We start from the raw sequence: 950 nt of genomic DNA on the forward strand, positions 1-950 counted from the left end.
CATTTAGATCATCTTCATCTATTTTTAAACATGCATTTTGGTTTTCTAATAAATTTGCATTTTTAACTTGATCTCCTCTTGAGCCCTTTATAAATGGAACAAGTATTGCGCATGCACCGGCATTTGCAAATTCTTTAATGGCTCCAGCTCCAGCTCTGCTTATTATTATATCTGAAAATTTTATTATACTTGCCATTTCTTCTGCATTAAAAAATTGTTTTCTTAGATAATTGTCTTCTCTAGTTGGATCTAAATTTTTGCCACATTGGTGAATAAAATACACATGAAATTATTTTATCAAATGTTTCGATAACTAATTTATTTACTGCAGTCTCAGAAGCTCCACAAGGAACTCCACAATTATGCTGATTATGGGTTTTTGTGTATTTTGAGTCAAATTTTTGATTATATCTGATTTTGGATTTAAAAATTCTTTTCTTATTGGTGATCCTGTATATAAGACGTTTTTATTTTTTAAATATTTTGTGCTTTCTTGAAAACTTATATGTATTTTGTGTGCGAATTTTGAGTTAATTTTTGTTGCAAGTCCAGGATCAAGATCCATTTCGTGAGTTATACTTTTTACTCCAAGGAAACTTGCTGCAATAATAGGAGGGCTTGATACAAAACCACCAGTTGCATATATGATTTGTGGTTTATATTTTTGTATGATGAGAAAGCTTTTTATTATTCCAAATATTACTTTGAAAAAATCAGTGAAATTTTGTAGAGAAAAATATCTTCTGAATTTCCCTGACGGAATTGCAATAAATTTGATATATTCGTATTCTTGAATAAGTTTTTCTTCTATTGAATTTTTTTTTCCAAGCCAAAAAAATTCAATATTTGTATCATATTCTTTTAATTTGGAAATTATTGCTATTCCTGGAAAAACATGTCCTCCTGTGCCTCCTCCTGTAAAAAAAATCCTTTTCTTAGTGTTTATATAC

The 950-nt window shown here is 28.7% G+C and carries 1 pseudogene (running past one end of the window); it reads right to left on the bottom strand.

Features of this window, described 5'->3' with window-relative positions:
- A pseudogene (gene murG / locus BN1173_RS03930) lies at nt 1-946 on the bottom strand (undecaprenyldiphospho-muramoylpentapeptide beta-N-acetylglucosaminyltransferase) (it extends 165 nt beyond the left edge of the window).
- Between the last annotated feature and the right edge of the window lie 4 nt (nt 947-950).

It is taken from the genome of Borrelia crocidurae, assembly GCF_000825665.2.
Taxonomy (GTDB): Bacteria; Spirochaetota; Spirochaetia; order Borreliales; family Borreliaceae; genus Borrelia; species Borrelia duttonii.